Source organism: Paraburkholderia sp. D15 (genome assembly GCF_029910215.1).
Taxonomy (GTDB): Bacteria; Pseudomonadota; Gammaproteobacteria; order Burkholderiales; family Burkholderiaceae; genus Paraburkholderia.
This window is the reverse complement of the sequence record NZ_CP110396.1, coordinates 1,512,711-1,538,554: the sequence shown is the minus strand read 5'-3', so window position 1 is coordinate 1,538,554 and position 25,844 is coordinate 1,512,711. Positions and strand designations below refer to the sequence as shown.

Below are 25,844 nucleotides of genomic sequence, written 5' to 3'. Positions count from 1 at the left end.
CACCCATCGAAATTTGGCGTTGCGTGGTAGCGTCACGTCGTGACCGACCGGTTCCGCCGCCCGAGTCGCGGCATGCGGCCGTCAGGCGCGACGCTTGCCACGGGGATCTACCGGATAAAAATCCGACCGGTCTTCCTGGGCGCGAGCGCTGGATCGTCGCCGAAGCTCTCCGACATGCCATTGGCCAAAGGCAAAGCGGCTGGACAACGCGGTCGTGTTCCTGCCCGATACCGCTTATCGCGTAATATCCGTTCTTTACGTCATGACCAGAACGGTCAGATCATGGTCACGCCTACACCGCAACCCTTATCGAAGGCTCAGGAAGCGTTCAATCGACTCGCCGATCTGCTCGCCTTGCGTGACGAGATTGATGAATTCACGCTAAGCCGGCTCGAGCGCATGGCCAAAGAGGCGCTGCAGGTTGATGCATCGAACGCATACCAGGTGCTTGGTATGATCGCATCACGTCGGTGGGACGCGGCGGGCGTCAATTCGAACTTCCAGCGAGCGATACTCTCTGCCCCACGGGCGGAGATCCACGCCAACTTTGGTCGCGCCCTGTGCGACCTGAACGATCTTGAGGAAGCGTCCGTTCAGGTGGGAATCGCGGCCGACAAGGAACCAGAAAACCTGCTTTACCTGCGCAGTGCAATCAACTGGTCGTTTTGCGCGGGTAGATGGACACGCGCACAGGAACTGATGCGCGTGCTTCTTACCAGGACCAAGGAGCAGGTGCAACAGTCTGCAGAACTGGTGTCCATGGCCGAAATGGCCCAACGCATTGGGTTGCGGGAGGAGACCGTCCAGAGAACCGTTTCCTGCGCGATGGAATTCTTGCAGTCGAAAAAGATTCGCGTGGTTAACTATTCCAACAGCGCAGAGAAGGGCCGGGGTGAAGAGTGCATCTACTTTGCATTCATCGTGGATGTCGACGCGGAAACGGCGCGCGATGTTGACGACGAGTTGACGCCGATCCTTTTCCAGCAGGTGGGGGAATTGCAGCTTGACTCCTTCGTTTTCACAATCGAGCCGAAGGTGCTGTATGAGTCCCAGTGAATTTATCGATGCTGCTGAAAAATTCCTCTCTGCCGAATTTGGCGAAGCGGGAAGACGCTCTGCGGTATCGCGAGCGTATTACGGTGCGTTTCATGGCTGCTCGCGCTGTTTGCCCGTCGATCTGCTGCCGGCTAGGGAAGCGCGCTATGAGGCGGGAAGTCACAAGGCGCTGGTCGGCTCGCTGGAGGCCTGGGGTAATAGCACGCGCGACGGGCGTCATAGTGCGCAGAGGGCGGCCCGAAAGCTTGCTCGCCTGCGTCGGGCGCGGGTCGACGCCGATTACCAACTGGCATCGCGCCTCACCTTCGATCCTTCGAACTGCGTCCGGGACGCGCGGGAAGTCCTCAGTCTTGTTGAGAATGCCAGACGGCTTTTCGACAAGGCGGAGGACACCGTGTAGCGTCTGCGAGCCGGTCGCGCATGGCGTGTGTTTCGTGATTTTCGAACCATCGCTGAAGCCGCGGTATGCGCTCTTCGCAGGTCAGGGTAATCAACCGCTCGTGCGCGTCGTCGTGAGGGTGGCCATTCAGAATCGGACTAGGTTGCGTGGAAACGACAACAGGCCCGATGAAAGACCAACGGATCACCGACAATGTCAGTCCGGGCGCATTGAGGGTCGGACTGTTGAAGTGCTCCTCCAGCGTGAAGCACGCGCGGCACGGCCCGCAGCGCGACAGAACCTGTGACGAAGACCGATGGCCGCGAGGCTCTGCTGGTTTGCCCCCGAACCGATGTCCATCAACCCGATCACGGCCTGTGCCACGCCTCCAGCCGGACTTGGCATTGAGGTTGATGAAAGCAAGCTTGGCAAGCCATTGTTTAGCGTTTAATGATCTGGTGACACTTTGTACTTTGGAAAGTTTTTGTTCAGCAGGCATCGTACGAACGGCGCATTGAAAAGGTCGCAAAACATTGCTGCTTGTTTGGCGGGCGCCCCTCTGGCATGAGGCGCGGCTCTGCGACCTCGTCCAGGGCGACGTAGGGAGCACGAATCTAGAAAAATACGCTGTCGTCCGGTCTACATTGGCATTTGATATGCAACGTTGTTGCCCTGTTCGGAGAGGGAGTACATAAATGGCGCTTTCGTGGATTTTGCTGTTTCCCAAGTCCAGATGTCGGTATTCCGACCACGTTCAGACGCCCGATGACCGGCTGAAAGTCCCAGCCGTGATGAACGCGTGTTGTTTGAAACGGGGCTCAAAAAGATAGGTCACTTCGGTGGTTGAAGCGAAGGCACGTGCTTTCCGTCGGCATAACCCGTCAAAAAGTTAAGGTCCGGTTTTGCTCCATTTGCGGCCTTCGAACTGAGACGATCCGAACGACGGGGTTGGGTCGACTGCGGTCCTTGGGATTCTTTTCGCGTAGCTTATATCTTAGGTCGGTGGGAGATGCGTTGTCGGGCGCGCGCATGTACTGCTGCATCATCGGCGTTGGTGTGAGCTTTTTTGCTCGGTGTTCGGCGATGACATGCTGGTGTGTTGCAAACAAGCTGCGCATAAATTACGCCAAAAGCACAATGTTTCCCCTACGGGCAAGCATAGGCTGGAAATTTGACCTTCCTATCATGGGAAGGTCAAGCGTGCAAAGCGCACATCGGCATGGTGCGGCCGAAAGCCGCGTGAAAAGCGCCTGAAGCGCGCGTTTCACGCCTTTGCGCTTGCCTGGTGGGCGAGGATACGATACAACCCGGTGTTGTCGGCATCGCGTATGGCGGAGCGGCTGCGCTGGGTTGGGGAGACCACGCAACAGCTACTTTCGCTGCACACCGACGTCTCCTATAGGACCGCACGTTCCGCCACCTGAACGAATGATAAAAAATCGCCGAACACCGTTTTCGCTTCACTGGACCTGCGCATCGTTCGCAGGCCTCGCATTTCTGGCCGGTTGCGCGTCGCCTCCTGCCGCGACCCAGAAACCCACCGGCTGGATCAAGGACGAAGTTGCCGATTCGTACGTGTTCGGCTATCCGCTGGTGCTGATGGGCGTCGCGCGCGACGCGGCGGTCGGCACCGAGCCGGGCCAGGCGCCGCTCAACACGCTGCGTCACGCGCAGGCGTTGCCGCCGATCGGCGCGGCCAATCCGCAGCAACCGAGCCTCGATACGCTCGATTCGACCGGCTGGCTCGACGTCGGCAGCGAGCCGGTGATCGTGTCGCTGCCCGATTCGCACGGCCGTTACGTGGATGCGCGGGTGCTGGACATGTGGACCAACGTCGTCTGGTCGACCAGCTCGCAATTCGCGACACGCGCGGCAGGCATCAAATCGCAAACGATTGCCTTCGTCGGTCCCGGCTGGCAGGGCGATTTGCCGAAGAACGCGAAGCGCATCGATCTGCCGACCCGTAACGCATGGGTCAGCATTCGCATCCAGTCGAACGGCACGCGCGATCTGACGGCGGTGCGCAAGTTGCAGCGCGCCATTCGCGTGGCGCCGCTCAGCGTCTATAACGGCGACACGCGTTCGGCCTCGATTGCGCCGCCGCGCAGCAATGCTGCCGACGCGGCCGCAAGTGCGTCCGGCACGCCGGCCGCGCAGGTCGCCGCGCTGGACGCGAACGGCTTCTTCACGCGTCTCGCGCAGGCCTTGCCCGACAATCCGCCTACGCCCGCCGATCCGCACGCGCTGAAATTCCTCTCCGACCTCGGCGTGACGCCGGGCGAACCGGTCAAGCTGCCGTCCGCACCGGACGCGATTTCGGCTGGTCTCGCGGAAGGTCACGACCGCGTCGTCACGCCGCCGTCCAATCTGCTGAGCGCCAACGGCTGGAGCTGGTTCGGCGACGGCGTCGGCAACTATGGTCCCGACTATGCGCTGCGTGCGTATGCCGCGGCCACCCAGGCGGGCATCGGCACGAAGGACGATGAAGTGCGCGCGGTCGTCACGCAGGACAGCGACGGTCACGCGCTGAACGGCGCCAACCGCTACGTGATTCATTTCGCGCCGAATCAGGTGCCGCCGGTGCGCGGCTTCTGGTCGATCACCGCGTACACGAAGGACGGCGCGCTCGGTGAAAGCGCGCCCGCGCGTCAGTCGGTCGGCGATCGCAGCGGCGTGCGCCGCAATCGCGACGGTTCGCTCGACGTCACCGTGTCGTCGGTGCGCAGCAAGAGCGCCAACTGGTTGCCGGCGCCGCGCGCCGACGTGCAACTCGTGCTCCGCATGTATGCGCCGAAGCCGCAGGCCACGGACGGGAGCTGGCAGCCGCCGGCGGTCGTGCGTCAGTGAAATGCGTCGCCGGCGTGACAGTCATGCGCAAGCTGCGTGACGGTCGCGCCGGTTGATTGAACGAACGAATGAACGACCGAACGAACGAAATCCGCCGCCTTTCAGCGGCGGATTTTTTATGTCGACGATGATTGTGTAAGCCGCGGCTTACATTTCTATCGGAGGCGGGATTCACGACTTATACTGCCGCTTGCGGGATTTTCGTTTTCGCGGCGGGCTTGCCGCCGCACTACCCAAGACCGAGCATGGCAAGCCTCAACAAAGCCTCATTAGCTTCTTCCATGCAGACCGTGCGCGACGTCGCGCAGTCGCGCCGTACCCGGCGCGTCATGACCGGTCTGCTGATCTTCATCGTAGTGTTCGGTCTGCTCGGCTTTTTCGCGGCGCCGCCGCTGATTCGTCATATCGCCGAGCAACAACTCAGCAAGCAACTCGACCGGCCGGCCAGCATCGGCCGTATTGCGCTCAATCCGTACACGCTGCGGCTCGAAGCGGATCGCGTGCATATCGGCGATCGCGACAACGCGGGCGATTTCATCGATATTTCACGGCTTATCGTGCAGGCGTCGTGGAGTTCGCTGTTTCGCGCGGCGCCGATCGTCGATGAAGTGCAGGTCGATTCGCCGCGCTTTCATATCGTTCGCTATGACGCGCAGCGCTTCAATTTCACCGACCTGATCGACAAGTTCTCGAAGCAGCCGTCCAAACCGGACAGCAAGCCCGCGCAGTTTTCCGTGTCGAATATTCGCGTCGAAAACGGCCAGATCACGTTCGACGACAAACTGCTCGGCGCCACGCACGTAATCGATCAATGGAAGCTCGGCATTCCGTTCATCGCCACGTTGCCGTCGAAAACGGACATCTTCGTGGAGCCGTTGCTGCGCGCGCGGATCGACGGCAGCCCGCTCGCGATCGACGGCAAGACCAAACCGTTCGCCAGCTCGCGCGAATCGGAAGTGTCGCTGCGCTTCGACGGACTCGACGTGCCGAAGCTCGTCTCCTACGTGCCGACCCGATTGCCGGTGATCGTGCAGTCGGGCAAGTTGTCCACCGACATCAAGCTGAACTTCGTCATCTCGAATGACGCACCTTCGCTGCGCGTGGCCGGCACCGTCGATATGAACGACGTGGACGTGCGCGACCAGGGCAAGGCGCCGTTTTTCGCGGCCCGTGCGGTGCACGTGGCGGCGGCGACACTCGAACCGTTGAAGAGCGTGTATCGCTTCGACGAGATTCGCGTCGATGCGCCGAGCGTCGATCTGGCACGGGACAGGAATGGCGTATTGAGCGTCGAGCGGATGTTTGCGCCGGCGGGAGCGGTTTCGACGGCTTCGAACGCTTCTAGCGCGTCGGCTTCAGCGTCGGCGGGTAAGACGGCTTCTGCGCCGGCCGCCACGTCTGCGGCGACATCGTCCGCAACTGCCGCCACCAACGCCAGCGCGGCCACAACGGCAACCGCCAGCGCACCCGCCGCCGCACCGGCGGCCGCCGCATCCGGCGCCAAAGCGACCGGCACCACCGCCGCACCGCCGCTCGACCTGTCGATCAAGCGCTTCGTGCTCAATGACGGCACCGTGAACGTGCGCGACGAAGCCGCTTCGCGGCCCGTCGATCTCGGTCTGCAAAAACTCGCCGTCACGCTGACCGATTTCTCGACGCTGGCCAGCGCGCCCGCGCACTACACCGTCAACACGGACTTCAAGGACGGCGCCGGTTCTCTCGGCGCGGCCGGTGCGTTCGGTCTCGTCGCGAAGACCGCGAGCGCGAAGCTCGACCTGAAATCGCTGAAGCTGCCGCTGCTGCAACCGTATATCGACACCGCGACCGCCGCGCAAGTGACGGACGGCGCGCTGAGCGCCACCGCCAACATCGGTGCGAACTGGTCGAAGTCGCCGGTTGCGGTGATGGTCGCCGACTCGCAACTCGATCTGCAATCGCTGAAGCTTGCGGCGCGCGACGGCAAACAGCCGCTGGTCGCGCTCACGCAAGGCCGCGTGACGGTCAGGCAGGTGGACGTGGCCGCGCGCACCGCCGACGTCACCAGCATCGACGTGACCGGCCTTTCGGTCGATGCGCAACGTCAGAAAGACGGCAGCATCAACCTGACCTCGCTCGCCGGTCCGCACGAAGCCGCGCAGCAGCGCACGGCGATCCATGCGGTCAAGAAGGCGGAAACGCAGGGCCCCGCGTGGCACTACAAGATCGGCGAACTCAACCTCAAGGACGCGAGCGCCGAGTTCACCGACAACACCACGCCGCAGCCCGTGCGCCTGAGCATCACGCCGCTGCAACTGAAGGTGCAGCAGATCAGCGACGACCTGAGCCGCCCGCTGCCGGTCGATCTGCAAGCCACGTTGAACCGGAAGGGCACGCTCGGCATCAAGGGCGACGTCACCGCGACACCGTTGAAGGTCGCGGTGAAGGTGAACGCCAATCGTCTGGATGCGGCGGCGTTCGAACCGTATTTCGGCAGCAAGCTGAACGCGGTGATCGCGAGCGCGCTGCTGAACGCGAACGGCGATCTCGCGCTGAGTCAGGCGAAGTCGTTGAAGGCGAACTATCGCGGCGACCTCGCGGTGGTCGACGTGCGGATGCTCGACAAAGCCACCTCGGACCCGTTCGCGGGTTGGGGTTCGCTCGCGCTGACCAACCTGAAGGCCGACTACGACGAGCGCGGCACCGAGGTCGACGCGGGCCGCGTGACGTTCTCGAAGTTCTACGGACGCGTGCTGCTCGACGCGCAAGGCAAGCTCAACCTCAAGGACGTGGTCGCGCATGAAAGCGGCGCCGCGCAATCGCTGACCCGCGACAAGAGCGGTGCGGACCCCGTGCAACTGACGCCGTCGGCGACGCCGGCCGCCTCCGCGCCAGTGGCCGCCTCGGCTGTCACGCCGGCCGCGCCCGCCACCGTGACGGCCGCGACGCCGCCGCAAAGTCCGGTCAAGCTGCACTTCGGCCAGCTCGTGCTGCAACAAGGCCGCGTGACCTACACGGACAACTTCATCAAGCCGAACTTCACGGCGAATCTGGTCGGCATTCAAGGCACGATCGGCGCGTTCGGCACGCAATCCACCACGGCCGCGCCGGTGGATGTCGCCGCGAAACTGGCGGCCAACGGTCCGATCTCCATTCGCGGCACCGTCAATCCGCTGATCGCGAAGCCGGCGCTCGATCTGACGGCGAGCGCGCATGACATCGAACTGACCAATCTCACGCCGTATTCGGCGAAATACGCCGGCTATCCGATCACCAAAGGCAAGCTGAACGTCGATCTGCACTACAAGCTCGATAACGATCAGTTGAACGCGAACAATCACCTGTTCATCGATCAGCTCACGTTCGGCGATCACGTCGAGAACAACACCGCAACGAAACTGCCGGTACGTCTCGCGATTTCGCTGCTGAAGAATTCGCGCGGCGAGATCGATGTGAATCTGCCGGTGTCGGGCTCGCTGTCGAATCCGGAGTTCAGTATCGGCGGCCTGATCTGGCATGCGGTGCTGAATCTGCTGGAAAAGGCGGTGACCGCACCGTTCTCGCTGATCGCCAACGCGTTCGGCGGCAGCGGCGAAGAGTTGGGCTACGTCGAATTCGAACCCGGCTCCGCGCAGCTCACGGACGCCGACAACAAGAAGCTCGACACGATCGTGAAGGCGCTGTCGGACAAATCGTCGGTGAAGATGGATCTGATCGGCCGCGTCGATCCAGCGGTCGACGAGCCCGCATTGCGCACGCAGTATGTCGAGCGCCTCGTCAAGCAGCAGAAGATCAAGGACGTGGTTGGCAATGGCGAGAGCGTCGATCTGTCGACGGTAACGGTCGATCCGAAGGATTACGACAAATACCTGACCAAGGCCTATAAAGCTGCCGACTTCAAGAAGCCGCGCAACTTCGTCGGTCTGACGAAGAGTGTGCCGGACGACGAGATGAAGACCGCGCTCGCCGCCAACGCGCCGATCGACGAAGCGAGCTTGCGGCAACTCGCGCAGCAGCGCGCGCAGAGCGTGCAGCAGTATCTGGAAGGCAAGATCGACAGCAGCCGTGTGTTCATCGTCGCGCCGAAGCTGAACGCCGACGGCATCAAGGACAAAGGTGCGACCACGCGGGTCGATTTCGGTTTGAAGTGAAGCCGGCGAACGATCAGGCCGCGCGCGTTTTTTTCTTCAGCGCGGTTTGCTCGATCACGCGAGCGAGCGTGTCGAACGCGGGGCCGATCTTGTCGTTCGGCACGCACGCGTAACCCAGCAATAAACCGCGCCGCGCAGGCGTGTCGCTGCTGTAATAGCTCGCGAGCGGTCGCACGATCACGCCGGCCTCGAACGCGGCGGCGGTCACCGCGCGATCGTTCGCGTGGTCCGGCAAGCCGAGCACGAGATGCAGGCCGGCCTCGTCGCCCATCACCGGCAGTTCGCTGCCGAAGCGCGCGGTAATCGCGTCGATCAGCATCTGTCGCCGCTCGCCGTACAACGCGCGCATGCGCCGGACGTGCGAGGTCAGATGGCCGTCCATGATGAAGTCGGTCATCACCGCCTGCTGCATCAACTGGCCTTCGCGATACAACTCCGCGACGCCGGTGCGGAACGTCTCCACCAGATGCTCGGGCGCGATCATGTAGCCGATCCGCAGGCCGGGAAACAGCATCTTGCCGAGGCTGCCTACGTAGATCACCTGACCGGCTTCGTCGAGTCCCTGTAACGATGCCAGTGGCCGGCTGCCGTAACGGAACTCGCTGTCGTAGTCGTCCTCGATGATCCACACGTTATGCTGGCGCGCGTATTCGAGCAGCGTGCGGCGACGCGCGAGGCTCATCACCATCCCGAGCGGATATTGATGCGACGGCGTCACCAGCGCGAGACGCGGCGGCTGTTGCATGTCCTGCTCGCGTGGATTCAAACCTTCGGCATCGACGGGCACCGGCACCAGGGTGATCCCCGACGATTGCAGCACGCTGCGCGCCCCCCAATAACACGGTTCCTCGACCCACGCGCGATCGCCGACGTCGGTCAGCAGACGCACGGCCAGATCGATCGATTGGTGAATACCCGTGGTGATGATGATCTGATCGGGTGTGCAGTTCACCGAGCGCGCCACGCGCAGATAGTCCGACAACGCGCGCCGTAACGGACGATAACCGCCGCCGGGTGCATAGGTCAGCAAGTCGGGATTCGCTTCCTTCCACAAACGCGCCTGCAGGCGGCTCCACGTGCGCGCCGGAAACTCGGCGACGTCGGGCACGCCCGGCATGAATGCACCCCACTGTTTGGCGGAGACGCCGGCTTTGTCGATCAGACGCCGGCCGCGCGTGGAGAGGTCGTTGAGATCGCGTTTCGGTGCTTGCGGTGTGGGCGCAACGTCGGTGGGCGCGCGTTGCGTGTCCGGCTTCGTCAGCGCCGGCTGCTTGCGCGTGTTCATCGCGGCCGTGTCGGGCCGTGTATCGGCGACGTAGGTGCCACTGCCGGTCGTCGAGATCACATAGCCTTCGGCGGTCAATTGATCGTAGACGTGCAGCACCGTGTTGCGCGCGATGCCGAGATCTTCGGCGAGCGTGCGCGAACTCGGCAGCTTGGTGCCGGGCGGTAACTGGCCGGTCAGAATGGCCTGCTGCATCAGCCGCAACGTCTGCCGGTAGACCGGTTCGGCGGCCGCGCGATCGAGCCTCGCGGCGAGCCAGTCCGACAAGATCACGGTGTCCAAGTGGTTCTATCCGGAATAATGAAATGGTTCCATATTGTAGAACCGTAACGGTCTATAGTGAGCCTCGCAATTGACACAAACCCCGCTGTTTTCAGGGGGAGCCTGCCGGATCGCAGAGGAGACTGGAACGATGAAAACCGATGACGTGATCGTCAGCTTTCGAGGTGTGCGCAAGACATATGACGGCGAAACGCTGGTCGTCAAACAACTCGATCTGGACATCTATCAGGGCGAATTCCTGACCCTGCTCGGACCGTCGGGATCAGGCAAAACCACCTGTCTGATGATGCTCGCGGGTTTCGAATTTCCCACTGGCGGCGAGATCTGGCTCGACGGCATGCTGCTCAATACCGTGCCGCCGCATAAGCGGAACATCGGCATGGTGTTTCAGAACTACGCGCTGTTTCCGCATCTCACCGTCGAACAGAACGTTGCATATCCATTGACCGTGCGCAAGGTATCGGCGCAGGAACGTGCGGAGCGTACGCACAATGCGTTGAAGATGGTGCGCATGGAGAGCTTCGCGAAGCGTTATCCGGCGCAATTGTCCGGCGGCCAGCAACAGCGCATTGCGCTCGCCCGCGCGCTGGTCTTCGAACCGAAACTCGTCTTGATGGACGAGCCGCTTGGCGCATTGGATAAACAGTTGCGCGAGCACATGCAGTACGAACTTAAATCGCTGCACGAGAAGCTTGGCGTGACTTTTGTCTACGTCACGCACGATCAAGGCGAAGCATTGACCATGTCCGACCGCGTCGCCGTGTTCGACAAGGGCATCGTGCAACAACTCGATACCGTGGACCGTCTCTATGAATCGCCGTGCAATGAGTTCGTCGCGAACTTCATCGGCGACAGCAACAAGCTGCGCGGCACGATCGCGAATGTCGACGGCGAGTACTGCGAGTTTCAGTTGAGCGACGGCACACGTCTCACCGGCCGCAATATCGGCGGCGCGCGAGCGGGTACGCCGGCAGTCGCGTGCATTCGGCCCGAACGGATGAAGCTCGCCGAGCGCACGGTGAATGGATCGGTGCGTGTCGGCGCCAATGCCCTCAGCGGTGAAGCGCGCGGGCTGATCTACTTTGGCGACCATGTGCGGATGCGCTGCGGTTTGCCGCAACAGGACGAGTGTTTCGTGAAAGTGCCGCTCGGCACCGAAGCGCTCGATACGTTTGCGCCTGGCGCGCCGGTTGCGCTGGAGTTCGCGCCTGAACATCTGCGGGTTTTCGCGGGCGCGTGATCCAGTCAGGCAAGCGGCGCATTCCATTTATTTAAACAGACACCGCATTCAGTTAAGCCAGTACGCCGAACGTGCAACGCGTTTGGCTTCACGCAGGTTTTCCAGCAGCACATAACAAAGCCGCATCGTACTTAGCTTGAAGTACACCACCAAGGAGAGCATCACACCATGAGCAAGATCGTGAAATCGCGCTGCGCCGTCGCTGTCGGTGCTGTCGCGCTCGCGCTGGGCGCCGCGCAAGTCAATGCCGCCGAACTGACCGTCGTGAATTTCGGCGGTGCGAATGGCGACGCGCAAAAGCTTGCCTTCAATCAACCGTTCGAATCGCAGACGAGCAATAAAGTGACCGCCGTCGAATACAACGGCGAGCAGGCCAAGGTGAAGGCCATGGTCGAAGCCAAACATGTGAACTGGGATGTGGTGGAAGTCGAGTCGGGCGACATTGGCCGTGGTTGCGATGAAGGTCTGTACGAGAAGCTCGACTGGTCGAAGCTCGGCAAGAAGTCCGATCTGATTCCCGAAGCGCCGCAAACGTGCGGTGTCGGTTTCTTCGTGTGGTCGACGGCACTCGCCTACAACGCCGACAAGCTAAAGACCGCGCCGACCGGCTGGGCCGACTTCTGGGACGTGAAGAAATTCCCGGGCAAGCGCGCAATGCGCAAGGGCGCGCGCTACAACCTCGAATTCGCGTTGATGGCCGATGGCGTGCCGCCGAAGGACGTCTACAAAGTACTGGCGACCAAGGAAGGTCAGGATCGCGCGTTCAGGAAGCTCGACGAGTTGAAGCCGAATATCCAGTGGTGGGAAGCGGGCGCGCAGCCGCCGCAATTCCTGGTGGCGGGCGACGTGGTGATGTCCACCGCGTACAACGGACGGATCGATGCCGCGCAGCGTGAAGGCAAGAACCTGAAGGTGGTGTGGAACGGCAGCATTTACGACCTTGATTATTGGGCGATTCCGAAGGGCACGCCGAACAAGGCGCTGGCCGAGAAGTACATTGCCTATTCGATTTCGTCGAAGCCGCAGCAGGATTACGCGCACAACATCGCTTATGGGCCGGTGAACACGGCGGCGATCAAGGCGCTCGATCCGAAGACGCTGGCTAATTTGCCGAACTCGCCGGCGAATGGAAAGAATGCGGTGCTGCAGAACCTGGCGTTCTGGACCGATCACGGGGATGAACTGGAGCAGCGGTTCTCGTCGTGGGCTTCGAAGTAAAGGGGTGAGGGCGCGGCCTTGGTGATGAAGGGGCCGCGTTGTATGGGTGTATGCAATGCTGCTTTGTGGCATGGGATGAGAGTAGCGCTGAAGCGCTAACTCTGGTCGACGCCACGGTGTGGCATGGGACCAGAGTAAGCGCTAAAGCGCTAACTGGTCGACGCCACGATGTGGCATGGGATGAGAGTAAGCGCTAAAGCGCTAACTCTCATCGACGCCACGGTGTGGCATGGGATGAGAGTAAGCGCTAAAGCGCTAACTCTCATCGACACAGGAGACACGTGTGACTACGATGATGATCGCCGCCGATTCGAAGCCCGACGCAAGCGGCCGGCTCAAGCGTGAACTGAAAGCCGCGGAATCGAAAAAGCGGGCCATGGCCCTGCTATTGATCGCCCCGCTCGCGATTTTTCTGCTACTCATCTTCGTCGTGCCGATCGGCGCGCTCCTGACCCGCGCCGCGCAAAATCCCGAAGTGGTCGGCGCACTGCCGCATACGCTCGGCGCACTCAACGGCTGGGACCGCAAAACGCCACCGCCCGACGCCGCCTTCGCCGCGCTCGCCACTGACTTAACGGCCGTCGCCGACGGCGACGGCATGGGCGCACTCGCGCGTCGCCTCAACGTGGAAATTCCCGGCTATCGCTCGCTCGTTGCGAAGTCCGCGCGCGCCATGCCGTTCGTCGACGACAACAACAAGCCGCTGCAACTCACGCCCGCCCAGGTTCACGCGAAATTCGTCGAACTCGACGAGCGCTGGAACGACATCACCTACTGGCAAGCCATCGCGAAGAATGCCGGCGTCTACTCGCCGTTCTATCTGCTCGCCTCGCTCGATCACAAACAGGATGCGTTCGGCCACATCGTCCCGACCGATCCCGATCAGCAGATCTATCTCGCCGTGTTCAGCCGCACCTTCGTGATCGGCGCGGCCGTCACCTTCTTCGCGCTACTGCTCGGCTATCCGCTCGCCTACTGGATTTCGACGCTGCCCGAACGCCGCGCGAATCTCGTGATGATTCTCGTGCTGATCCCGTTCTGGACGTCGATCCTCGTGCGCGTGGCGGCGTGGATCGTGATCCTGCAAAGCGAAGGGCTCGTCAATAAGGCGCTGATGGCGAGCGGCCTGATTCACGACCCGCTCGCGCTGCTGTTCAATCGCACCGGCGTCTACATTTCGATGACGCACATCCTGCTGCCGTTCATGATCCTGCCGCTCTACAGCGTGATGAAGTCGATTCCGCCGACCTATCAGCGTGCGGCGGTGTCGCTTGGTAGCCATCCGTTCGCCGCGTTCTGGCGCGTGTATGTGCCGCAAACCTATCCCGGCATCGGCGCGGGCGCATTGCTCGTGTTCATTCTCGCGATCGGCTACTACATCACGCCAGCCCTGCTCGGTGGTCCCGGCGATCAGATGGTCAGCTACTACGTCGCGTATTTCACCAACGTGACGATCAATTGGGGCATGGCGTGCGCGCTCGGTGGACTGCTGCTCGCCGCGACGCTCGTGCTGTACGTGATCTACGGACGCTTCACGCGTTCGTCGTTGAGCCTCGGCTGACCGGAGACCATTGCGATGAAACTTGCCAAGCCCATGTTCGCGCCGCATACGTCGATGGTCGAGCGTGTATGGTATTTCGCTCTGCGCGCGCTGGCCGTGCTGACCCTGCTGTATCTGATTCTGCCGGTGCTCGCGATCGTGCCGCTGTCGTTTTCGTCGAGTACGTTTCTGGTGTATCCGATTCCCGGCTGGTCGCTGCGCTGGTATCAGAACCTGATCGCCTCGGACGAATGGCGCATGGCCGCGAAGAACAGCTTCATCGTCGCGCCGTCGGCGACCATCGTGGCAACTGTGCTCGGCACGCTCGCGGCGATCGGCCTCACCAAGGCGAATTTCCGCGGCAAGGGCCTGCTGATGGCCATCCTGATCTCGCCGATGATCGTGCCCGTGGTGGTGGTCGGCGTCGGCATGTACCTGTTCTTTGCGCCGCTCGGTCTGGCCAATACGTATATCGGGCTGATTCTCGCGCACGCGTCCCTCGGCGTACCGTTCGTCGTGACCACGGTTGCGGCGACGTTGCAGGGATTCAACTACAACCTCGTGCGCGCGAGTCTCTCGCTCGGCGCGAATCCGGTGAAGACCTTCTTCCGCATTACGCTGCCGGTGATCGCGCCTGGGGTTATCTCGGGTGCGCTGTTCGCCTTCGCGACTTCGTTCGACGAAGTCGTCGTCACGCTGTTCCTCGCCGGCGCGGATCAAACCACGCTGCCACGCCAGATGTTCACCGGCATCCGCGAGAACATCAGCCCGACCATCGCCGCGCTGGCGACGATCCTGATTATCTTTTCGACGGGACTGCTGCTGTCGCTTGAATGGCTGAGAGGCCGCAATGCGGCGCGCGCCGTGAAGGCGTGAGATTGATTACCTTAGCTGTAGGATCAGATACTTAAGGTTCCTTACATTCTGCAAAGTTCCAATCCGTTTCTAAGATTGTTCCCATTCCCCGGGTGTCTGTGGCTGGTCATACTCTGAGCCCTCTTTAGCCAGATGCGCTCGACGCAGACAGTCAATGAAATTCCAGCTAACGATGCTTGCGTTCGCGCTGACCTTGACGGGTTGCGCGGACCGTGCCGCCCACGAGCGGCTGGGTATCGAAGACGCCTCGGTGTTGCAGACCGGTGTCGGCGCCACGCAGGACGAAGCAGCGGGCGCGGCGAACGCTGCATGGGTCGATGCCTACGCAACGATCGCCGATAGTCGGGCGGCGGTCACGTCGCTTCAGGCGCGACTCGACCGGATTCCTGTCGACAAAAACGAGTACTTTCGCGCGAAAGCGCAATGCTGGCTGAGCGCCGCGCAACAGGCGCAACACGCACATGATGGCTGGGGTTTCGTCGAGGAAGCGATCGGCCAGGCAGCGAGCCTGACGATCGGGCTGGAACGTGGCGTGGCGATGTCGGCCGCGAATCCGGCATTGCGCACGGTGTCGACGGTGCGCCCTGATTTGTGGAAGATTGTCGGCACCATCAAGGCGGATCCGTTGCTCGCGCAATGTCAGGAAGCGCAGGCGCCGCTTGCTTGCGCCGAAGTCGAACTCATGCAGACCGGACACGATGCATGGCTCCGTAGCTTCTCCAAAGCAGAGCAGCGCTTACCTGAGATCAAGGCAAAGCTGATCCGGTCGGCGCAAATAACGTTGCAATGCCAGCAGGCCGCGGCGAGTGCTACGGCGGCGCCGGCGATCACCTCTTCACGCGAGTCGCCGCAGACCCTCACGCTGCGCGCCGACTCGTTGTTCCGTTTCAACAGCGCCGCTATTTCATCGGCTGGAAAGCGCCAACTCGATGCTTTGGCGATAAGCGTCAAGCGTACATCAACCGTCCCGACACTCAAGATCGTCGGCTACGCCGACCGCATCGGTACGCCTGCCTACAACCAGCGATTGTCCTTGTCGCGCGCGCAAGCCGTCGCGCGATACCTGCGCACGCGCGGCGTGACATGGCCGATCGATGCCGAAGGCCGTGGCAGCGCCAGTCCGCTGGTGGCGTGCGCGCAAACCCAACGCGATGCCTTGGTGCGTTGCCTCGCGCCGAACCGCCGCGTCGAAATAGAACGTGGTGTCGCGCGGTCATAGCCGTTAAGCGGTGTCGGGGAAGTTCTTTAAAGGAAGAGAAATCATGTCGACTATTCTGGTGATCGACGATCATCCGGCGTTCCGGATGATCATCAAAATGCAACTCACGCAGCTACTGGGTATTGAGGAAATTGTCGAAGCCGACAATGGACAAACCGCTGTCGAACTAGCCCGGCAGCATACGCCGGAACTGGCGATTCTCGACCTCGATATTCCGCGAATCAGCGGATTGGACGTGATTCCGCGCCTCAAGCTTGCGCATCCGCCGATCCGTTTGCTGGTGCTGTCCGGCCACGATCCTGCTACCTTCGCACCGCGCGCGATGCGTTCGGGCGTGCACGGCTTCGTCGGCAAATCGCAGGACATGCGGGAAATCATGCGGGGCGTCGAGGCGGTGCTGGCCGGCTATACGGTTTTTCCGGTCACGTCGAGCGGCGCGGGCATCGCGGTTCCCGCCGATGCGGGTGGCGAGCAAGGCAGAATCGGGTTGCTGTCGGATAAGGAACTGGTGATTCTCCAGATGCTCGCGAAGGGCATGTCGAATAAAGCCATTGGTGACGCGCTGTTCATCAGCAATAAAACCGTGAGTAGTCACAAGACGCGTGTCATGCACAAGCTCGGTGTGAAATCGTTGGTCGAGTTGATCGATCTCGCGCGTCGCTGCCGGATCGCTTCCACGAACTGACGCCGGGCCATCGACATGACGACTTCTGCAATGTCCTCCGGCATGGCGTACGGACTCGAAGCGAAAGCGCTGGCGCTCACCGGCGGTGACGCTTGCAGCGCGAGACGTCTTCTTGCGCTGATCGTGGAAACCAATCGGGCCGCGCTCGCTCAATTACACGCTGGGTTCGCGGCGGCGACATGGGATAGCGTGAGCAGCGCCGCGCATCGCATCGCCGGTTCGGCGCGCATGCTCGAATGCGACGGACTGATTGCGTTGCTGACTCAATTGGAAGCCGCTGCGCGCGGTCGCGAGATCGGCACGGTCACGGCGCTGATGCGCAGCGTGGCCGATGCATTGGCGTCGCTCGACGCGTCGATCGACGCCGCGCTCGGCGAGGCCGTGGCGTTCCGATACCACCGGTAACGCGCCATGACCTTGGGCACATAGCTCATCGTCTCGGCATACGGCGGTATCTGGCCGCCATACTTCTGCACTGCGCCTTCCCCGGCGTTATACGCGGCCAGCGCCAACTCCAGGTCGCCGAACTGGCCAATCAGCGCTTTCAGATAACGTGCGCCCGCGGCAATGTTCTGACGTGGGTTGAACAGATCGTTCGCGCCGTGTCGCGCGCCCGTGCCGGGCATCAACTGCATCAATCCCGTCGCGCCTTTAGGCGACACCGCTTGCGGATTGCCGGCGGACTCTACGTCGATCACCGCCATGAGCAGTGCGCGGTCCACGTCGGCGAGCGCGGCGGCTTCGTCGATTGCGGGTGCGAACGCCAGGATTCGTGCGGCAATGGCGTTTGACGATCGACGTGTTGAATCGGTAGGGAGCGTGCCGTCGCGCTGAATGACGACTGAGATGGATGGTGGCGCGTCGAGCGCGGCCGATGCCGATGCTGATGCGGATTCAAGTCCGTGCGCCTCTACCACGTCGGTGTTGGCACGCATCCCGCCAATCAACATCACTACGCCATCCGTTCGGGGAGCGTGCGAATGCTGTGCATCAGCAGCTTCGGCGAGAGACGGGTATGCCACGATGCTTCCGGCAAGCAGTCCCGCGAACCGCAACGCGTGCATCATGCAGCGGCGGTTCATCGCTCGCCTGTCGGATTCGGCGAATCGTTCAACGCGGACACCCGCAGCGGCGACTGCATGCGCACCATGGCCTCCGAATCGAGCGAGATGGGCCAGCGACCCGTCGCCACACCGTCCTTCAGTTGCGTTTTACACAGCGCGTCGCCGTTCTGCGGTTTGCCGTACGGGTCCTGATTCGCGGGCTCGCGGGTCAGAATGCCCATGGTGCCGATACTGCCAATCACATTCGTTGCGTAGTAGATGACCTTGTTCACCAGCGGCACATACATGTTGTAGCAATAGTGCACGTGGATTTTCAGAAGATTGGCATCTTGTATGTTCACGCCCGATGTCGCGCCGGATGCGACCGTGGCATCGCGATACATCAGCGAATCGTTGGGGATCTCGGTGTAATTGGCGCCGGTGTCGGGGTAATAGCGAGGGCGTGCATAGTCGCGTATCGCAGCGGCGGTGGGATTGAGCACGGTGATGACACTGTAGTTCGCGGCATCGGTCTGGGCCTTGGCGAGTGCGCTGTTGACGCCATCGGCACTCGCCTGGCGCGCGTAGACTGGTGCGAGCCCGCGAGCGAGACCATTGCGCATCGCCTGCATCGAGCCGTTGTTGACCGCGCCTTCGCGCGCCGCTTCAAGAACTGCCACGTCCAGCGTCGACTTCGCCTGATAGAGCAGCACGAACTGCAAGATGCCGAAGCAGACGAACAACAACGCCGGCGCGACGATGATGAACTCCGCCATGGACTGACCCGCTTGCCGGCATTTGCGCGCACGGAATACACGCCGTTGAGGTCTGACATCATATTCGTATGCCGCCGTGCAACGTAGATGCGCGTGGCGCTGCCTGAAAAACGAAGAAATCACTGGGCCGCCCCAAAAACTAACGAGTCGCCGACCGACAAGGACTGTCGACGCGCACCACCCGCCGTCATCTCCAACGTCTGTCTCGCGCGAAGGTTGAACAGCACGCGTCGCTTCGGCACGTCATGATGAATCGCGACAACGCGCTGATGCCGGTCGAGAAACACGATATCGATAGCGAAGCGCATGCCAAACGTGTGCACGGCGCCGCAACGCTTGATCAGCAACGCTTCGCCGGAAGGCAAATGGTCACGGCCGAGTAGACCCCGCATGCGCGTACGAGAGGTGTCTGCCACCGTCACCGCGACGCCGCAATCGCGTCCGCGCAGATAGAGATGTGCTGTCGTCACAGCAACCCCTCCTGAACGAACTTCATCGCAATCGGGAAGCCGAGCACGATAAATGTGATCGGAAAAATGAACATGAGTAGCGGGAACACGAGTTTGACGGGCGCTTCCATCGCCTGTTTTTCCGCGCGCTGAAAACGTTCGGAACGGCGTTGCTCGGACTGGAAACGCAGTGATTTCGCGAGACCCGATCCCATGCGTTCAGCCTGAACCACCGTGCCGACGAGATTGGTAATCTCCTTGATACGCAGACGATCGTCGAGCCGGCGCAAAGCCTCCGTGCGATTCAGACCGGATTTCAGATCGCGAAGCACGTGTTCCAGCTCCCAACGCAACGGCCCGGCCGGTCCCTTTTCAACGGCCTTTTGCAGCGCGCCGTTGATGTTCAAGCCGGCCTCGACGGCGAGCGTCAGGAAGTCGAGGTAGACCGGCAACTGCTTGAGGATTTGCGCGATGCGGCGGCGCCTGACGTCGCGAGTCCAGATACGCGGATAGTAATAGCCGAGCAAGGCAATACCCAGGGCGGCCAGAACGGAAAACATCCCAAGCACCGCCATCAACGCAAGCGCGACCAGCATGGCCAACGCCGACGAGATCATCGACAGCGCGATGAACTGGTGTGCGTTCATCAGAAACGTGAGCGACGTCAGGCGTAACTGCAAGTCTGTTTTCTCGACCAGCTTCGGACTGAAACGCCGCCCGAAATGATGCACGACGAAGTTGACCAGCGGCCACAAAGGCCGCAGCGACTTCGGCAGCGGATCGAGAAACGCGCGATCTTCCTGCGGCACCGCGCCGGCGAGACTGTTGATCGACTTGTAGCCGATCGCGAAGATCGCGATCACGCCGAAACTGACGGCGAAGGCAATGAATAGCAGCATGATTTACACGTCGATATTAGTGATCTTGGAGATCGACACATAGCCGAGCAATTCCATGACGCCGATGACGGTCAGCGTCGCCCAGCCGACGGGCTCATTGAAGAGCGGCGCCATCGCCTTGGGTTCCATGAAACGCAGAACCAGCATCAGAAACAGCGGCAGGCAAGTCATCACGATGCCCTGCATGCGGCCCTGCGAGGTCAGCGCCTTGATCTTGCCGTCCATCTGGATTTTTTCGCGCAAGGTGCGCGCGACGGATTCGAGCGCTTCGGCGAGATTGCCGCCCACCTCGCGCGCAATCGACACGGCGGCGGTCATCATCAGAAAGTCGGGGATTGGAATACGTTTCTCGACGTTGCGCATCGCAATGTCCATATCGATGCCGAGGCGAATCTCCCGCATCAGCAGATCGAACTCTTGAGAAATCGGCGCGGACGATTCGTGGACCACCGCCTCCAGTGCGCTGGGAAAACTCGCGCCTGCGCGCAGCGCGCCGGACATCATCAATAACGCGTCGGGCAATTGCCTTTCGAGCGCTTCAATGCGCTTCCTGCGCATTCTCGCGAGATACTTTTTGGGCAGTAACATCGCGACCGGCACGCACGCCAGCGCGATCAGGATGCTGCGGCTCAGCAGAAACGCGACAAGCGGCAGCGCGATCATCACGACCATGCTCCACGCGGCCGCTTTCTGGCGATTCACGAACACGAACGCGTCGGCGAGCGACGACTCGATTTCGCCCGCCATTTGCCGGGAGCCGGCTTTGAGCGTCGCCGTGCCCATGCGGGAAATCAGGAAGATCAGAAACAGACTGCCGAAGAATGCGAACGCGAGAATGATGGGAAGACTCATGACGGAACGCTCATTCGGGACGCGTGAAGATATCGGTATTGACCGGAATGCGTCTTCGGATCAGTTGCTGATAGAAGTCTGGGATATAGGCCGTAGGCACGAAGTCGCCGCGAATCTTGCCGTTTTCGCCGAAGCCTTCTTCCTTGAAAACGAACACATCCTGTAGCGTGATGACGCCGGATTCCATGCCGCTGACTTCGCTGATGTGCGTCACGCGGCGCGAACCGCATGAGAAGCGCGATTGCTGCACGATGATGTCGACCGCCGAACAGATCTGCTCGCGGATCGCCTGCACCGGCAGATCGAGCCCGGCCATCAGCGTCATCACTTCGAGACGCGCGATGCAGTCGCGCGGTGTGTTGGCGTGCGCGGTGGTGAGCGAGCCGTCGTGACCGGTGTTCATCGCTTGCAGCATGTCGAGCGCCTCGCCGCCGCGGCACTCGCCGATCACGATGCGGTCCGGTCGCATCCGCAGACAGTTTTTCACGAGATCGCGGATCGGAATCGCGCCTTTGCCTTCCATGTTCGCGGGTCGTGCTTCGAGCGACACGAGGTTCGGCTGCGACAGTTGCAGTTCCGCCGCGTCTTCCACGGTGACGATGCGTTCGTCGTCGGGAATGTAGCTCGACAGCACGTTGAGCAGGGTCGTCTTACCTGAGCCTGTGCCGCCGGAAATGATGATGTTCGCGCCTTGCTCGACGGCCGTGCGCAGAAACTCCAGCATGTGCGGCGACATCGAGCCGAACTCGATCAGATCTTCACCAACCAGCTTGCGCCGTGAGAATTTGCGGATCGTGATGCTCGGGCCTTTCAAGGCAAGCGGCGGGATCACGGCGTTCACGCGCGAACCGTCGGCGAGGCGGGCGTCGACCATCGGCGAGCTTTCGTCGATGCGTCGGCCGATCGGCGCGACGATGCGTTCGATCGCACCGATCACCGCACGGTCGTCGGTGAAGATCACCGGAGAGCGGGTCAGTTGGCCCGCCTGTTCGATGAAGATTTCATTGTGGCAATTGACCATGATTTCCGACACGGTCGGGTCCGCGATCAGTTCCTCGAGCGGACCGAGGCCGATGATTTCATCGAACACGCTTTTCTTCAGCGTATCGAGCGCAATGTCCGGTGTGCGGAAGCTCGGGTCGTGATTGAGGATGTCGTCGAGCGCGGCGCCGACGGTCTTGCGCAGTTCGTCGTCTTCCATGCGCGCCACGTTCAGACGTCGCAGATCGAGCGCGGAGATCACCTTCATGTGGGCCTGCTTGCGCAACTCGATGCCGAGAGGGCTATTGATCGGCGCGATGGGCAGCACGCCGGCTGCTGTCTTGCGTGGATGCGTGGCTGGCAGGCGCAGGGGGGCTTCGGCCGCGCCGGTATGGGTTGTCGCTGCGCCACTGGTGTACGGGTGCGTCCCTGGTGACGCAACGGTGGTCGCGTGCCGTGTTACGCCGGACGAGGCCGTTGCCGCGAGCGTCGGCTCGAAGTGGGCGGCGCTTGCCGGGTACAGGTCGGTTTGGGTCCGGGCCGCGAGGTGTGCCATCGGCGCGACCTCTTGCGGAAGCGAACCCGCCTTCCAGCTTGACGGCTGCGAAGACGAGGCGTCCGCCGCCTGCGTAGCGTCCGCGACGGGAATCGAGGCCAGCGCCGCGGCCGCCGCGCCGCGAACGATTCTGATCGTCGTCGTGCCGATTTCGATCTGGTCGGCCTCGGTCAAGGGTCCATAGCGCGTGACCGCCGAACCGTTGACCAGCGTCGCCGCGATGCCACCCTGATCCTCGATGTAATACGCGTTGTGCTCCCTGACGACGCGCGCCTGCAACTTGCCGACGAGCAGTCCCTTCACGACGATGTTGCAGCTCGCATCCTTGCCGATCGTGCAGCCATGTTCGACATGCAACGCGTGCACGGGCGCATTGCGTGCGTGTATCTGAAGATTAAGCATGGGGCTTCTCCACGGAGGCGTATCAGTTAGCCGGTCGGCCGAGCACGTCGATCTGTTGCGACGGCACCTTGCCGTTCGCAGCGTTCGATGCGTTCGTAGTCGCAGTCGCAGCCACCGGTCTTGCGGCGAGCGGGCGGGCTGCATCGTTCGACGCCGCCTGAGGCGGTGGGGCCGCATTCAGCATGCGCAAAGCGTCTGCCACGCCCGCGGGCGGCGTGCTGGCGGACGTGGGCGGTGCCACCACCGATGCACGCGCGACATCGCTGCCCGTAGCGGTAGGCGCTGCTGTCACACCCGCCGGATCTTGCGGGGGCAAGGTCATCTGAGACCGCGGAGCATGCAAGGACGGCTGAGGCGGTGTACTTCGAATGACCTCTGGCAGCAGCGCCGGCGTCGGCGCGATCGTGCGGCGTGGCGCCGTGGTGCGAGTGGCCTTGTCGTCGGCGGCGACGAGCGGATCGGGATTGCCGTACTCGTCACGGAAGCGCCGATCCACCTTATCCGCGCGCGCGAGCAGATCCGCGTTCGGGTCGAGATCCGGATCGGAAATGACCGGCGTCACGAAGATCACCAGATCGCTCTTCTTCGCGCGGAAACTGTCCGAACGGAACAACTGGCCGATCACCGGCACCTGACTCAGGAACGGCATGCCGTTCGAACTGTTCGCCGCGTCCGCGCTGACGAGCCCGGAAATAGCCAGCGTTTCGCCGCCGCGCATCGAAATGTCGGAACTGGTGTTGCGGGTCAGGAAGCCCGGCATGCCCGCGTAAGTGACCGTCGGATCGATCTGGCTGATTTCGGTGGTCAGATGCGCGGAAATCACGTTATTCGCATCGACCACCGGCACGATGCTCAGCTTGATCCCGTACTGCTTGTATTCGACGTTGGTCGTGCCGAGCGCGCCCGATTGCGGAATCGGCACTTCGCCGCCCGCCAGGAAACTCGCGGTGCCGCCGCTTTTCGTATTCAACTCGGGCGCGGCCAGCACGAATGCGTCGCCGTTTTCGACGGCAAAGTTGATCTGCGATGTGATGTTCGACGCAATGCCGGCGAGAAAATAGTTGGTGCCGGAGACGACTGCCTTCGCCGCGCCGGTCCCAATAGCCGCACTACCGCCAATCTGCGGTCCGCGAAAAGCACTGTCCCACGCAATGCCCAGGTTTCTCTGCGCATTGCGTGTCACTTCCATGATCTGCACCTTGAAGTGCACGGTTTTTCTGAGCGCGTCGCCCTCGTCGACCTTGGTCGTATCGATGACGTTCTTCATGTCCTGGGTCGCGGACTTGACGATCGCGACCATGTCGCGATGCACGGTGCCGGACAGCACGATGTTCGAACCGATCGCGTCGATATGCAGCCCCGGCACCGACTTCAGCACCGCACGCAATTGTTCCAGCGACGCATTCACCTCCGCCTTGGCGACGCGCACGGTGGTTTGCAGCGCGATGCCGCGCTCGTTCCACACCACCAGCGACGTGATGCCGTCCTGTTCGCCGAGCAGCATCAGGCTGCCGTCCACCACGTTCGCGGTGAGCAGTTTGCCGTTGCCGATCGCGATGCGTTTGATGGTGCCGGGGATGTGCAGAATGCGCACTTCGCCGCGAAACATTTCAAGCACGCGCGTGTTGGCCGACGTGTCTTCCGTGCCGCGCATAGTGACGGTTTGAGCGAGCGCGAGCGGTGCGGCCTCGCAGAACAGCGTGCCGGCGAGAACAGCCGGCATGACCCGGCGGCGCCAATGCGCCGCGTTGTGTTTGACGTTCATGGTGTGAAACCTGGACTCGGTACTTTAGTTCTGCTTCGGCGCGCTGGACGACGCGCCTGGCGCGACAGCCTTCTGCAGTTGTTGGGCGATGGCGTTGGCCTGCTCGTAGAGGCTCGGCTGACGCTGCGGCGAGGCGGAGGAGGATTGCGCTGCTTCGGGCGTGTTTATCGTCGCGGGCGGGGGCGCACTGGTCGCCGAACGAACGCTATCCGCAGCGCCCCCTTGCGGCACCAACACCGCCGCATTGTTCGAACCGCCGCCCGCGATCATTTCGATCATCTGCATCGGGCGGCCAGTGCCGCGATTGCCTTGCGCCGGGTCCGTGAAGACCTCGCTCTCCTGAACCAGTTGTGGGCCCGCCGCACCTTTATCGTCGGCGTTACGCAGGATCAGACGCAAGCCGCCGATCTTCTGCGCAAGCGCGACACGCGCGACGTCGTCCACCGGCACCTGCAGCGTGATCGTGGTGTAGCCCATGCCTTCCTGCCGGCTCATCGCGCTGCTGTTGGCGTTCGCCTGTTCCGGCGCGGCCGCCTCGCCCGCGTCGCGCGCACGCATGTCCTGGCCGGTCGCGAGCACGAGCAGATTCGACATCAGCAGTTGCGCCATTTTCTTGTCGTCGCTGGAGTCGTTCTCGTGGAAGACCTTGCCGAGCCAGTACAGGTCCACGCGATTGCCCGGACGGACCAGCAGCGCGGTCGAGTTGACCGTGTCGATTTCGATCGTCACCGCGCGCTGGCCGGCGGGCAACACGTCCGAGAAGTCGCGGCCGCGCAACGCGTCGATATCGCCAGCACGCAGCGGCAAACCGCGGCGCACCGCTCTGACGAGATGCGCGCTACGGTACTGCCGGAAATTGTCCGCGCGAATCATGTCGTCGTAGACGAGGTCGCTGGCAATTTCGCGCGCGACGAAGTCGTCGCTCGTCAACGGCGTGCCGACCGGCACGTCACGCGCCGGTACAACGACTTCAATGCCGGCGCGTGCGCCGTGCGCGGCGATGTCGGCCTTGAGTTTGTTCTCGCGATCGTTCAGATACTTGTACAGCAGGTAGGTCAGTCCACCCGCGACCAGCACGGCGAGGAACAGCAAGACCCATGAATTCGCGAGCAGCGAGCGGAGTTTGATTTTTTTGAACATGACCAATCGACCGTTGCCGGTCAGGGGAGCGATAGGGCGAAGCTGTAAGCGCCGAAGAACGATTTGAGGCCGAGCAGCAGTGCGGCAAAGGGCGAGAGGGTGTCTTCTTTCGCGATCAGCAGAACGGCGACCAGCGCGGTGGTGACAACGAGATATTCGGTGCACGCCTGGCCGCGTTGACGCAGCCGCCGTGCTGCAATAAACGGAGAACGTTTCGGTGTCTGCAT

Annotated in this window: 20 protein-coding genes and 1 pseudogene; 11 read left to right on the top strand and 10 right to left on the bottom strand. The window is 62.0% G+C overall.

The genetic code is table 11. The annotated features are described in order from the left end of the window. Positions 1–39: 39 nt before the first annotated feature. From LFL96_RS26760 to LFL96_RS26745, 4 genes are all read left to right on the top strand, one after another. Entirely contained in the window at positions 40–1,056 is a 1,017-nt protein-coding gene (locus tag LFL96_RS26760) for a hypothetical protein (RefSeq protein WP_281003712.1), read from the top strand. Further along, the gene (locus tag LFL96_RS26755; RefSeq protein WP_281003711.1) at positions 1,043–1,456 is read left to right on the top strand and encodes a hypothetical protein; all 414 of its coding nucleotides are present in this window, start codon (positions 1,043–1,045) and stop codon (positions 1,454–1,456) included. Before LFL96_RS26760 ends, LFL96_RS26755 begins: the two co-directional genes overlap by 14 nt. A 1,407-nt stretch (positions 1,457–2,863) precedes the next feature. Further along, positions 2,864–4,282: a DUF1254 domain-containing protein gene (locus LFL96_RS26750; protein ID WP_281003710.1), complete on the top strand. Its 1,419-nt coding sequence runs from the start codon at positions 2,864–2,866 to the stop codon at positions 4,280–4,282. Positions 4,283–4,527: 245 nt separating this feature from the next. Then, positions 4,528–8,409: a DUF748 domain-containing protein gene (locus LFL96_RS26745; protein ID WP_281003709.1), complete on the top strand. Its 3,882-nt coding sequence runs from the start codon at positions 4,528–4,530 to the stop codon at positions 8,407–8,409. A gap of 13 nt (positions 8,410–8,422) precedes the next feature. Here the strand turns inward: LFL96_RS26745 and LFL96_RS26740 are convergent, their stop codons facing one another. Then, positions 8,423–9,976: a PLP-dependent aminotransferase family protein gene (locus LFL96_RS26740; protein WP_281003708.1), complete on the bottom strand. Its 1,554-nt coding sequence runs from the start codon at positions 9,974–9,976 to the stop codon at positions 8,423–8,425. Positions 9,977–10,106: 130 nt separating this feature from the next. Here LFL96_RS26740 and LFL96_RS26735 point away from each other — a divergent pair, with 130 nt between their 5' ends. From LFL96_RS26735 to LFL96_RS26705, 7 genes and pseudogenes are all read left to right on the top strand, one after another. After that, the gene (locus LFL96_RS26735; RefSeq protein ID WP_281003707.1) at positions 10,107–11,216 is read left to right on the top strand and encodes an ABC transporter ATP-binding protein; all 1,110 of its coding nucleotides are present in this window, start codon (positions 10,107–10,109) and stop codon (positions 11,214–11,216) included. A gap of 168 nt (positions 11,217–11,384) precedes the next feature. Continuing rightward, the gene (locus LFL96_RS26730) at positions 11,385–12,434 is read left to right on the top strand and encodes an ABC transporter substrate-binding protein (protein WP_281003706.1); all 1,050 of its coding nucleotides are present in this window, start codon (positions 11,385–11,387) and stop codon (positions 12,432–12,434) included. A 292-nt stretch (positions 12,435–12,726) separates the two neighbouring features. Next, entirely contained in the window at positions 12,727–13,995 is a 1,269-nt protein-coding gene (locus LFL96_RS26725) for an ABC transporter permease (protein ID WP_281003868.1), read from the top strand. Positions 13,996–14,010: 15 nt separating this feature from the next. Continuing rightward, on the top strand, positions 14,011–14,850 hold the full coding sequence (locus LFL96_RS26720) for an ABC transporter permease (protein WP_281003705.1): 840 nt from the start codon (positions 14,011–14,013) through the stop codon (positions 14,848–14,850). A 154-nt stretch (positions 14,851–15,004) separates the two neighbouring features. Next, positions 15,005–16,069: an OmpA family protein gene (locus LFL96_RS26715; RefSeq protein WP_281003704.1), complete on the top strand. Its 1,065-nt coding sequence runs from the start codon at positions 15,005–15,007 to the stop codon at positions 16,067–16,069. A gap of 43 nt (positions 16,070–16,112) precedes the next feature. Beyond that, positions 16,113–16,754 carry a response regulator transcription factor gene (locus LFL96_RS26710; protein WP_281003703.1) on the top strand — a complete coding sequence of 214 codons (642 nt, stop codon included), beginning with the start codon at positions 16,113–16,115 and terminating at the stop codon, positions 16,752–16,754. A 15-nt stretch (positions 16,755–16,769) separates the two neighbouring features. After that, positions 16,770–17,045, top strand: a pseudogene (locus LFL96_RS26705) (Hpt domain-containing protein); the annotation flags it as partial. On the opposite strand, the gene LFL96_RS26700 reads toward LFL96_RS26705, so the two are convergent. The 9 genes from LFL96_RS26700 to LFL96_RS26660 form a co-directional block, all read right to left on the bottom strand. After that, entirely contained in the window at positions 17,018–17,836 is an 819-nt protein-coding gene (locus LFL96_RS26700; RefSeq protein ID WP_281003702.1) for a lytic transglycosylase domain-containing protein, read from the bottom strand. The pseudogene LFL96_RS26705 and the gene LFL96_RS26700 sit on opposite strands and share 28 nt — an antisense overlap. Further along, positions 17,833–18,573: a TadE family protein gene (locus LFL96_RS26695; RefSeq protein ID WP_281003701.1), complete on the bottom strand. Its 741-nt coding sequence runs from the start codon at positions 18,571–18,573 to the stop codon at positions 17,833–17,835. The genes LFL96_RS26700 and LFL96_RS26695 overlap by 4 nt, the downstream gene beginning before the upstream one ends. 119 nt (positions 18,574–18,692) lie before the next feature. Further along, a complete protein-coding gene (locus LFL96_RS26690) occupies positions 18,693–19,043 on the bottom strand; it encodes a DUF192 domain-containing protein (RefSeq protein WP_281003700.1) in 351 nt (116 codons plus the stop codon). Then, positions 19,040–19,921, bottom strand: a complete 882-nt coding sequence (locus LFL96_RS26685; RefSeq protein WP_281003699.1) for a type II secretion system F family protein — start codon at positions 19,919–19,921, stop codon at positions 19,040–19,042. The genes LFL96_RS26690 and LFL96_RS26685 overlap by 4 nt, the downstream gene beginning before the upstream one ends. Positions 19,922–19,924: 3 nt before the next feature. Further along, complete coding sequence (locus tag LFL96_RS26680; RefSeq protein ID WP_281003698.1) at positions 19,925–20,773, bottom strand: type II secretion system F family protein; 849 nt, start codon at positions 20,771–20,773, stop codon at positions 19,925–19,927. A 10-nt stretch (positions 20,774–20,783) separates the two neighbouring features. Next, positions 20,784–22,712, bottom strand: a complete 1,929-nt coding sequence (locus LFL96_RS26675; protein WP_281003697.1) for an ATPase, T2SS/T4P/T4SS family — start codon at positions 22,710–22,712, stop codon at positions 20,784–20,786. A gap of 22 nt (positions 22,713–22,734) precedes the next feature. After that, complete coding sequence (locus LFL96_RS26670) at positions 22,735–24,477, bottom strand: pilus assembly protein N-terminal domain-containing protein (protein WP_281003696.1); 1,743 nt, start codon at positions 24,475–24,477, stop codon at positions 22,735–22,737. Positions 24,478–24,501: 24 nt separating this feature from the next. Then, on the bottom strand, positions 24,502–25,617 hold the full coding sequence (cpaB, locus tag LFL96_RS26665) for a Flp pilus assembly protein CpaB (protein ID WP_281003695.1): 1,116 nt from the start codon (positions 25,615–25,617) through the stop codon (positions 24,502–24,504). Positions 25,618–25,637: 20 nt separating this feature from the next. Continuing rightward, on the bottom strand, positions 25,638–25,844 hold the full coding sequence (locus tag LFL96_RS26660; RefSeq protein WP_281003694.1) for a hypothetical protein: 207 nt from the start codon (positions 25,842–25,844) through the stop codon (positions 25,638–25,640).

Coding starts and splice junctions, on each gene's coding strand:
- LFL96_RS26755 (WP_281003711.1), top strand. CDS start 1,043: ATGAGTCCCAGTGAATTTATCGATGCTGCTGAAAAATTCCTCTCTGCC.
- LFL96_RS26750 (WP_281003710.1), top strand. CDS start 2,864: ATGATAAAAAATCGCCGAACACCGTTTTCGCTTCACTGGACCTGCGCA.
- LFL96_RS26745 (WP_281003709.1), top strand. CDS start 4,528: ATGGCAAGCCTCAACAAAGCCTCATTAGCTTCTTCCATGCAGACCGTG.
- LFL96_RS26735 (WP_281003707.1), top strand. CDS start 10,107: ATGAAAACCGATGACGTGATCGTCAGCTTTCGAGGTGTGCGCAAGACA.
- LFL96_RS26730 (WP_281003706.1), top strand. CDS start 11,385: ATGAGCAAGATCGTGAAATCGCGCTGCGCCGTCGCTGTCGGTGCTGTC.
- LFL96_RS26725 (WP_281003868.1), top strand. CDS start 12,727: ATGATGATCGCCGCCGATTCGAAGCCCGACGCAAGCGGCCGGCTCAAG.
- LFL96_RS26720 (WP_281003705.1), top strand. CDS start 14,011: ATGAAACTTGCCAAGCCCATGTTCGCGCCGCATACGTCGATGGTCGAG.
- LFL96_RS26715 (WP_281003704.1), top strand. CDS start 15,005: ATGAAATTCCAGCTAACGATGCTTGCGTTCGCGCTGACCTTGACGGGT.
- LFL96_RS26710 (WP_281003703.1), top strand. CDS start 16,113: ATGTCGACTATTCTGGTGATCGACGATCATCCGGCGTTCCGGATGATC.
- LFL96_RS26700 (WP_281003702.1), bottom strand. CDS start 17,836: ATGAACCGCCGCTGCATGATGCACGCGTTGCGGTTCGCGGGACTGCTT.
- LFL96_RS26695 (WP_281003701.1), bottom strand. CDS start 18,573: ATGGCGGAGTTCATCATCGTCGCGCCGGCGTTGTTGTTCGTCTGCTTC.
- LFL96_RS26685 (WP_281003699.1), bottom strand. CDS start 19,921: ATGCTGCTATTCATTGCCTTCGCCGTCAGTTTCGGCGTGATCGCGATC.
- LFL96_RS26680 (WP_281003698.1), bottom strand. CDS start 20,773: ATGAGTCTTCCCATCATTCTCGCGTTCGCATTCTTCGGCAGTCTGTTT.
- LFL96_RS26675 (WP_281003697.1), bottom strand. CDS start 22,712: ATGCTTAATCTTCAGATACACGCACGCAATGCGCCCGTGCACGCGTTG.
- LFL96_RS26670 (WP_281003696.1), bottom strand. CDS start 24,477: ATGAACGTCAAACACAACGCGGCGCATTGGCGCCGCCGGGTCATGCCG.
- cpaB (WP_281003695.1), bottom strand. CDS start 25,617: ATGTTCAAAAAAATCAAACTCCGCTCGCTGCTCGCGAATTCATGGGTC.
- LFL96_RS26660 (WP_281003694.1), bottom strand. CDS start 25,844: ATGCAGACACCGAAACGTTCTCCGTTTATTGCAGCACGGCGGCTGCGT.